Source organism: Planomonospora algeriensis (assembly GCF_977012225.1).
Genome location: NZ_CDRNDK010000303.1, coordinates 1 through 8,091, shown reverse-complemented (window position 1 = coordinate 8,091; position 8,091 = coordinate 1). Strand labels below are relative to the sequence as shown.

At 74.4% G+C, this 8,091-nt stretch carries 10 protein-coding genes and 1 pseudogene; 2 read left to right on the top strand and 9 right to left on the bottom strand.

The window, feature by feature from the left end:
• The 9 genes and pseudogenes from ACWJ6R_RS25325 to ACWJ6R_RS25285 form a co-directional block, all read right to left on the bottom strand.
• Positions 1-407 (bottom strand): tetratricopeptide repeat protein (locus tag ACWJ6R_RS25325; protein ID WP_449064629.1); only part of this gene is annotated, 407 nt, incomplete at its 3' end.
• Positions 404-1,228: a hypothetical protein gene (locus tag ACWJ6R_RS25320; protein ID WP_449064628.1), complete on the bottom strand. Its 825-nt coding sequence runs from the start codon at positions 1,226-1,228 to the stop codon at positions 404-406. The genes ACWJ6R_RS25320 and ACWJ6R_RS25325, both read right to left, overlap by 4 nt.
• Before the next feature lie 132 nt (positions 1,229-1,360).
• Complete coding sequence (locus ACWJ6R_RS25315; RefSeq protein ID WP_449064627.1) at positions 1,361-1,939, bottom strand: Uma2 family endonuclease; 579 nt, start codon at positions 1,937-1,939, stop codon at positions 1,361-1,363.
• An 87-nt stretch (positions 1,940-2,026) separates the two neighbouring features.
• The gene (locus tag ACWJ6R_RS25310; protein WP_449064630.1) at positions 2,027-2,230 is read right to left on the bottom strand and encodes an adenosylcobinamide amidohydrolase; all 204 of its coding nucleotides are present in this window, start codon (positions 2,228-2,230) and stop codon (positions 2,027-2,029) included.
• A gap of 62 nt (positions 2,231-2,292) precedes the next feature.
• Positions 2,293-2,595, bottom strand: a pseudogene (locus tag ACWJ6R_RS25305) (adenosylcobinamide amidohydrolase); the annotation flags it as partial.
• 112 nt (positions 2,596-2,707) lie between these two features.
• Complete coding sequence (locus tag ACWJ6R_RS25300) at positions 2,708-3,511, bottom strand: ABC transporter ATP-binding protein (protein WP_449064626.1); 804 nt, start codon at positions 3,509-3,511, stop codon at positions 2,708-2,710.
• Positions 3,508-4,539, bottom strand: coding sequence for a FecCD family ABC transporter permease (locus ACWJ6R_RS25295; RefSeq protein WP_449064625.1), 1,032 nt, complete (start codon positions 4,537-4,539; stop codon positions 3,508-3,510). Before ACWJ6R_RS25295 ends, ACWJ6R_RS25300 begins: the two co-directional genes overlap by 4 nt.
• Complete coding sequence (locus ACWJ6R_RS25290) at positions 4,540-5,493, bottom strand: ABC transporter substrate-binding protein (protein WP_449064624.1); 954 nt, start codon at positions 5,491-5,493, stop codon at positions 4,540-4,542. It lies immediately after the preceding gene.
• Positions 5,494-5,770: 277 nt separating this feature from the next.
• Complete coding sequence (locus ACWJ6R_RS25285) at positions 5,771-6,622, bottom strand: Gfo/Idh/MocA family protein (protein WP_449064623.1); 852 nt, start codon at positions 6,620-6,622, stop codon at positions 5,771-5,773.
• 89 nt (positions 6,623-6,711) lie between these two features.
• Between ACWJ6R_RS25285 and ACWJ6R_RS25280 the strand changes: the two genes are divergently transcribed.
• The gene (locus tag ACWJ6R_RS25280; protein WP_449064622.1) at positions 6,712-7,293 is read left to right on the top strand and encodes a histidine phosphatase family protein; all 582 of its coding nucleotides are present in this window, start codon (positions 6,712-6,714) and stop codon (positions 7,291-7,293) included.
• A gap of 246 nt (positions 7,294-7,539) precedes the next feature.
• A complete protein-coding gene (locus ACWJ6R_RS25275; protein ID WP_449064621.1) occupies positions 7,540-7,971 on the top strand; it encodes a hypothetical protein in 432 nt (143 codons plus the stop codon).
• The last annotated feature ends 120 nt before the right edge of the window (positions 7,972-8,091 follow it).

Genomic DNA, 8,091 nt, shown 5'->3' with positions numbered 1-8,091 from the left:
AGCAGCGCCCCGGCGGCCACCGCGGCCACCAGCACGGCGCCTCCGGCCAGGAAGGGCCAGAGCGGCACCGCACCGCCCTGGTCCGCGCCCTCGCGGGCGGCGGCCCTTTTCGTGCCCTCGTCCTCGGCGGTGCCGCGCTTGGCCTGCGCGGTCTTCAGGTGCGCCGCGGCCACGACGTGGCCGGGGTAGAGGTCCAGGACGCGCTGGAAGGCCGGGACGGCGTCGCCGTAGTACCCGGTGTGGAAGCGGGTCAGCGCCTGCTCGAACGCGGCGTCGATCGGACCGCGCCGCGCGGGCGTCTTCGCCTCGGCCAGCGCCGTGGTGATCTCCCGGACGCCGATCATCCGGGCCTCCTTGCCGCCGCCGACGAGCAGCCCGACGACCTCGCCCTTCTTGTCCTCGATCACCGGGCCGCCGAGCAGCCCCTTGTCGACGAGGCGCCCAGCTTCACCGGTTCGTCGGCCTTGCCCTCGGGGTCCTTGAACCGGCGGCCGCCGTCCCCGGCGCCCCCGGCCCGCAGGTGCGCGATCTCCACCGTCTCCGGCCGGTCCGCCGCGGGCCGCCCGGTGAACCCGGCGACCGCGACCGGGGAGCCCTCCTTGTCGGGCACCTTGGCGGCCAGCGGCGCGGTGGGCATGCCCGTCCCGCCGTCGGCGCGCCCGACCGGCGCCAGCACCGCCGGGCTGTCGGGCTCGTCCCCGGCGCGGACGATCTCGGCCCGGAACCCCTCGGCGTCGGCGGGGGCGATGTTCGGGAAGATCCGGATCTCGGTGGCGACGTCGACGATGCAGGTCGCCGTGGAGCTCTTCGGCGGGTAGCACTCCTGCAGGTGGTGGTCGAGCCGGTCGTCGCTGAGCTTGTGCCGCTCGAAGTCGTCGGGGATCTTCACCTTGTGGTGCTCGGCGAAGATCCGGTTCGCGGCGTACACCGCGACGTCCTTGCCGGTCTCCACCACGCGGGTCAGGGTGACGACCGCGCCCTCGGGGTTGACCACGGTCCCGGTGCCGCTGCCGATCGGCACCTCGTAGCTCCGCTCGACGTGGACCAGCTCGCCGAGGTGGTCGAGCAGGGTGATGTCCACCTTCGCCGTCGCCTCGACGCGTACCACCGCGGGGGTCACCAGGTCGGTGATCCCGCTGGGGTGTTCGTGCGCCAGGGCGGCGGGCATCGCGGCGACCGCGAGCGCCAGGCCGCCGAGGAGTGCCAGAGCCGTTCCGAGCCGCCGCATCACCACTCCCTAGGGGGATATGACCAGGGTGGCAACCTATCGCGGGAAGTCAATAGAGCGCCGCACCGCTGGCGGATCGATCGGGAGACGATCGGCTCTCCGATCCCCGCCGGCCCGGTTCTCCGGCCCCCGTCAGCCGCGGCGGCGGAGCAGCGCGGCGGGGTCGAAGGAGACCTCGAACGGGACGACCAGGGTGGCGGTCTCCCCCGCCTCGTGCTTCTCGGCGGGCTTGTACTCGTCGCCGGCGAGCTCGTGGACATGCAGGGACGGCCCGTCGTCGAGCTCGATCCGCCAGTAGACGGGGATGCCCGCGTCGGCGTAGGCGGACCGCTTCAGCTGCCGGTCCCTCCCCTGGGTGCTGGGGCTGACCACCTCGACCGCCAGCAGGACGTCCTCCGGCCGGAACATCAGCTCGTTCGCCTCGACGGCCTCCGTCGGCACCACGACGAGGTCGGGGATGAAGAAGTCCCGGGGTCCCACCCGGAGATTGACCTCCGGCAACGGCTGCAGCTCCAGCGGCGCGGCGTCCTCCAGGATCCGCAGCAGGCGTGCGATCGCGAGTTGGTGCATGGGGACAGGTGAGGGACTCACCAGCAGGCTCCCGTTGAAGAGCTCGTAGCGGTTCCCGTCGTCGGGGAACCGCAGCAGGTCATCGACAGTGAACGGCGGCTTGCCCTGGAGAACCGTCCGCTCGCCCTTCGGCTCTGTCACCGGCTCCGTCGTTGCCATCATCGTCACCCGTCCGAGTATGGAGAGTCCCGCCTGCGCCGACATGCTACTTCCCGGAATTCCCTCACTTCATGTGCGCGCCCCGTCACGCCCCGCCCAGTCGCGGGCGCCTCGCCGTACGGCCCGGTGCACGGCGCGGGCGGCGCGGGCGCCCCAGACGGAGCGGGGGCCGCCGAACAGCTCTCCGGGGCCGTCACCGGGCCCGGCCTCGGGTACGGCGACGCAGACCGCGTCGGAGGCGGTGCCGGTGCAGCCGAAGCCCTCCTCGACCAGGGCCTGGTCTTGGCCTCGGTCACCGTCATGACCAGGTTGACCAGGGCGGCGTCGCTCACCGGGACCGGGACGGCGACGAGGATGTTGATCGTCCCCGGCCGGTACAGGGGGGCGAGCTCGGGGTCGGGGACCCCCTCGGGGGCGGCGGCCCAGGTGGGGACGCGCAGGCCCACGGTGGCCGCGGCCTCCGCTCCCCCGTCGGCCGCCCGGGTGAAGCGGTCCACCGCGGCGGCGGTGAGCATGCCGACGCCGGGACCGGGCGGGGCCATCTCCCGCAGGTGGTCCACCGGGTCCATGCGCGCGTAGCCGCCGGGCACCTGGGCGTTCAGCACCCATTCGACCGGCCCGATGCCTCCGCCGACCATGGCCGAGGAGATCGCCCGCCAGCCGGGGCCGGGCCGCCACAGCAGCGAGGCCAGCCGGACCCCGTCCTCGTGGCGGTGGCCCAGCTCGAAGGAACCCCCCGCGAGGAGCGGTTCAGGGACCGGGTGCGGGGGGCTCGATGTCATCAGGGCGCTCCAGGTGGACTCCGGGCCTGCCGCCGGGACCGGTCTCGATCCGGACGCGGGCGCCGAAGTGCTCGTCGATCAGCCTCTCGGTGAGCACGTCGGCGGGGGCTCCCGAGGCCGCCACCCTACCGTGGGAGACCAGCGTCATCGTGTCGGCGTACTGCCCGGCCACGCTCAGGTCGTGCAGGGTCGTGACCACGGTCAGCCCGTCGGCCAGCCGGAGCCGGTCCACCAGTTCCAGGACCTGCTGCTGGTGGCCCAGGTCGAGGGCGGTGGTGGGCTCGTCGAGCAGCAGGACCGGCGCCTGCTGGACCAGCGCCCTGGCCAGCACCACCCGCTGGCGCTCGCCGCCGGACAGCCGGCCGAGCCGCCGGGCGGCGAACGGCTCCAGGTCGAGCCGCTCCAGCACCGACGCCGTCACCGCGCGGTCGGCGCGGCTCTCCCGGCCCAGGTAGGGGATGTACGGCGTGCGGCCCAGCAGGGCGTAGTCGAACACGGTCATGTCGGCCGGGAGGGCCGGGGACTGGGGGGCGTAGGCGATCAGCCGGGCCCGGTCCCGGGGCTTGAGCCGCCGGACGGGGACGTCGTCGACGAGCACCTCGCCCGCGCAGGGCAGCACCCCGGCCAGGGCCTTGAGCAGGGTGGACTTGCCCGCGCCGTTGGCGCCGATCACCGCGAGCCAGTCGCCGCGGCGCACCGCCAGGCCGACATCGGACAGCACGGTCCTGCCGTCGAGGACGACCTCCAGGTCGCGCGCCAGGATCCGGCTCATGCGCCCTCCTGCCTGGTCATGCGCAGGACGGCGACGAAGAACGGCGCGCCGACGAAGGCGGTGACCACGCCGATGGGCAGTTCCGCCGGGGCCAGGACGGTCCGGGCGAGCACGTCGGCCAGGACGAGGAAGGCCGCGCCGCCGAGCAGGGAGAGCGGGAGCACGATCCGGTAGGAGCCCCCGGCCAGGCGGCGCACGACGTGCGGGACGACGATGCCGACGAAGCCGATCAGCCCGCTGACGGCGACCGCCGCGGCGGTGGCCAGGGAGGCGGCGAGCAGGACGGCGAGCCGTACCCGGGCGGCGCGCAGGCCGAGGCTGGCGGCCTCGTCGTCGCCGACCGAGAGCACGTCGAGCAGCCGCCCGTGCAGCAGCAGGATCCCCACCGAGACGGCCGCGTAGGGGGCGACCAGGGTGATCTGCCCCCAGCCTCCGCCGACGTCGCCGAGGATCCAGGCGTAGATGCGCTCCAGCTCGTCGACGCCGAGCTGCTGGACGAACGTCTGGACCGCGGTCAGGAAGGACGAGACGGCGACCCCGGCGAGGACCAGGGTGGCGGTCCCGCCGCCCCGGCCCGCGATGTTGCCCAGGGCGTAGGCGAGCAGGACGCCGCCGACGGCTCCGGTGAAGGCCGCGACCGGGATGACGAGGGCCTCGCCGTTCCCCTTGAGGAACACGATCGCCGCCGTGGTGGTGAGCCCGGCGCCGGCGGCGGCGCCCAGCAGGTAGGGGTCGGCGAGCGGGTTGCGGAACACGCCCTGGTAGGCGGCCCCGGCGACGGCGAGCAGGCCGCCGACGAGCGCCCCGAGCAGGACCCGGGGCAGCCGCAGCTCCAGCAGCAGGTTCCGCTCGACGGGGGCGAGGCCGGAGTCGGCGGAGACGAGCGGCAGCCAGTCGAGCAGCTGCAGCACGACCCCGCCGGGGGCGATGTCCGCGGCCCCGGCCAGCAGCCCGGCGACCATGCTCGCCAGCAGGGCCCCGAGCGCGAGGGCGAGCGCGCCGGGCCTCAGGCGGGAGGAGCCGGTCACCTACTCGGACGCGGCCTTGCTCACGGCCTCGCCGACCTGCTGGGCGAGGTCGGCGACGCGCGGGCCCCAGCGGGAGGCGACGTCGTCGTCGAGGGCGATGACCCGGTCGCCGGTGACGGCGGAGAGCTTCGACCAGCCGGGGCGCTTGGCCAGGGTGTCCCCCGACTGGCCGCAGCACTTGGTGTCGGCGAGGAAGATCAGGTCGGGGTCGGCCTGGGCGACGAACTCCGCCGAGAGCTTGGGATAGCCGCCGGCCAGGTCGGGGGCCTTGTCGGCGATGTTGGTCAGGCCGAACAGGGCGTAGACCTGGCCGACGAAGGTGGTGGAGGTCACCGAGTAGGGCGTGGTGTCCAGCTCGTGGTAGTAGGTGAGCTCCTTGTCCTTGGGCGCCGCCGCCACGACCTCTTCGATCTTCTTCTTCATCCCGGCCACGACCTCGTCGGCCTTGGCCCGGTTGCCGGTGGCCGCGCCGAGGTCGGTGATCTGGTCGTAGGCCTCGTCGAGCTTGGCGGCGGCGGGTTCCAGCAGCACCGGGACGCCGACCTTGCCCAGCTTGGCGACGATGCCGTCGGTGTCGGTGGCGAGCACGACCAGGTCGGGCTTCTGCGCGATGATCGCCTCGGCGTTCGGCTTGAAACCGGACAGGTCGGTCTTGGGCGCCTCGGCCGGGTGGTTGGACTGGTCGTCCACCGCGACCACCTGGGGTCCCGCGCCGACGGCGAACAGGGTCTCGGTCGCGGTGGGCGACAGGGAGACGATCCGCTCGGGCCTGGCGGTGACGGTGACGGAGCCGTTGCCCGCCTCGATCACGGCGGGGAAGCCCTCCGCCGCGGGGGCGGCGGCGGACCCCTCCGGGGAGGCGGTGGCGGTGGTCGCGGCCGGGCTCTGGCCGCAGCCGGCCAGAGCCAGTGCGCTCAGGAGGGCGCCCGCCAAGGCGGTACGTACGGGCCTCACGGGAGGTCCTTTCGCTTGCTGGAAACGAGGACCCGCGAGTAACCACGACGGATCACCCCTTTCCACGGGGGTTGACGGCGTCGGCGCGGTGGGAGGCGACCTGGCTCGGCCCTGCGGGGGCCATGACAGTTGCGGGACAGCGCCGGACTCGCACCGGACTTCGCTCCGCACCACGCGTCGGACGAACGGTATCAATCCCCCCGCGTGCTCCCGCCCCACGGGTCCGCGTCCGGCCCGGGGAACGGCGGCCTAACGGCGAACCGGGGAACGCCGGGGATCAGCCGAGCTGCGCCTCGGCCTGGGCGATGATCTTCTGGAGACGCAGGCCGTGCGCGGCGTCGAGGGGGTGCCCGCCGCGGCGCACGGTCTCGGCGAACTCGGCGACCATCGTGGGGAAGGCGTCGGCGCCGAGCGCGTCGCCGTCGAGGGACTCGCTGCCCAGCCTGCCGTACACCTCCACCCGGGAGGGCGGGGTCGGTCCCGGCACGCTCATGCAGAGCGAGGCCTCGCTGACCGCGCCGGTCTCGTGCTCCAGCAGCAGGCCGACCCAGCCCGTCGGGTTGCCGTGCGCGCGCACCCCGGTGACCGTGCCGAGGGCGGCGTCCAGCATGTCGATCATGTGCGGGCCGACGTCGAGGACCGCGCCGCGTTCCAGCCGCCACGGGGTGGCGAAGTGTCCGCCGAGCAGGGCTCCGGAGACGTTGGCGGCGTACCCGCCGAACGGCTCGACGGCCGAGACCCTGGCCAGGAACGCGCGGGTGGCCGCCGAGTATCGCCAGGTCAGGCACATCTGCGAGGCCACCCCCGCCTCGCCGACCGCGTCGGCCAGCCGCCGCGCGCCGTCCAGGTCGGCCGCGAGCGGCTTCTCCAGCAGCAGTGCCTTGCCCGCCTTCGCGGCGAGCACCCCGAGCTCGGCCTGTACGGCGGGCGGCACCGAGAAGACCACCGCCTCGCAGACGTCGAACAGCTCCTCGATCCGGTCGAAGACCGGGGCGCCGAACCGGGCGGCCGCCTCGGGCCTGCGCGCCCACACCCCCGCCAGCTCCGTGTGCGGCCCGGCCGCCAACGTCGGCGCGTGCACCATCTCCGCCCATGGCCCGGCACCGACCAGACCCACAGATATCGTCACGAATCCAGCTTGCCACGGATCTCCGGACCGCACGGGGAGACCGACGGGGCGGCGGCGGGCGGGGCCGTACCGGCATGATGGATCCCACGATGGACGAGATGATTCTGCTGCGGCACGGCGAGACCGAGTGGAGCCGGGACAGGCGGCACACCGGGCGCACCGACATCCCCCTCACGCCCAAGGGCGAGGACCAGGCGCGGGCGCTCGCCCCGCTGGTCGCCGGCGGGGATTTCGGCCTGGTGCTGGTCAGCCCCGCCCTGCGGGCGCGGCGCACGGCCGAGCTCGCCGGGCTGGAGCGCTACGAGACCGACCCGGACATGTGGGAGTGGGACTACGGCGGCTACGAGGGCATCACCACCGCGTCGATCCGCGAGACCCGCCCCGACTGGTACCTGTGGCATGACGGGGTGATCCCCGGCGACGCCGCGCACCCGGGCGAGGGCATCGCCCAGGTCGGCGCCCGCGCCGACCGGGTCATCTCCCGCGCCCGGCGGGCGCCGGGCGCGGTGGTGCTGGTCGCCCACGGCCACTACCTGCGGATCCTGGCCGCCCGCTGGCTCGGTCGGCCGCCGGAGGACGGCCGCTTCCTGCGCCTGGACACCGGCACCTACTCCCGCCTCGGCTTCGAGCACGGCAGACCGGTGCTCCTGACCTGGAACGCCCCGGTCTGACCCGGACGCCGCGGTCTGACCTGGAACGCCCCGATCTGACCCGGACGCCGCGGGGAGCGTCCGCATTGCCGGGCGGTCCGTGAAGCGCCGCCCGCCCGGGTACGGGGCCGCCTGCACGTGCCCCGGCCGGGTCCCCGTCGCCGGGCGCGGGGATGGAGCCGGTTGGCAAAGCATTACCGACCCGCCCGCCGGGAGGCGGGGAGAGGGGGTAGGGAACGGGATTCAGGCCCGACCATGGGAGGACTCATGAGGTTCCTGGCTCGCGCACACCAGCTCCCCGCCCGGTTCAGCGCCGGGGCGATCATCCTCAACTCGGGGCTGGGCAAGCAGAACGCCGACAAGCAGACCGCCGCAGGACTCCACGGGATGGCGGCGGGGACCTACCCGCCCCTGAAGGACATGGACCCCGAGGAGTTCACCCGGCTGCTCTCCAGGGCCGAGATCGCCCTCGGCGCGGCGCTGCTGATCCCGGTGGTGCCGTCGCTGCTGGCCGGAGCCGCGCTCACGGCCTTCGCCGGAGGCCTGCTCGGCCTCTACCTGAAGACGCCCGGCCTGCGGCAGGAGGGCAGCCTGCGCCCGACCCCGGAGGGCAACGCCATCGCCAAGGACGTCTGGCTGCTCGGGATCGGCGGCGGCCTGGTGATCGAGGAGCTCCTCTCCTGCCCCGGGCGGTCCTGATCCCGCCGCGAGGCCCCACCCCGCGGCGCAGGCCCACGGCACAGGTCCGAGGCGGCGTCCGCCTACGGGCACCCGCCGTACCCGTGCCGGCCGTGCCCGCCGTACCGGTGTCCGCCGCGC

Coding starts and splice junctions, on each gene's coding strand:
- ACWJ6R_RS25280 (WP_449064622.1), top strand. CDS start 6,712: ATGGACGAGATGATTCTGCTGCGGCACGGCGAGACCGAGTGGAGCCGG.
- ACWJ6R_RS25300 (WP_449064626.1), bottom strand. CDS start 3,511: ATGAGCCGGATCCTGGCGCGCGACCTGGAGGTCGTCCTCGACGGCAGG.
- ACWJ6R_RS25320 (WP_449064628.1), bottom strand. CDS start 1,228: ATGCGGCGGCTCGGAACGGCTCTGGCACTCCTCGGCGGCCTGGCGCTC.
- ACWJ6R_RS25275 (WP_449064621.1), top strand. CDS start 7,540: ATGAGGTTCCTGGCTCGCGCACACCAGCTCCCCGCCCGGTTCAGCGCC.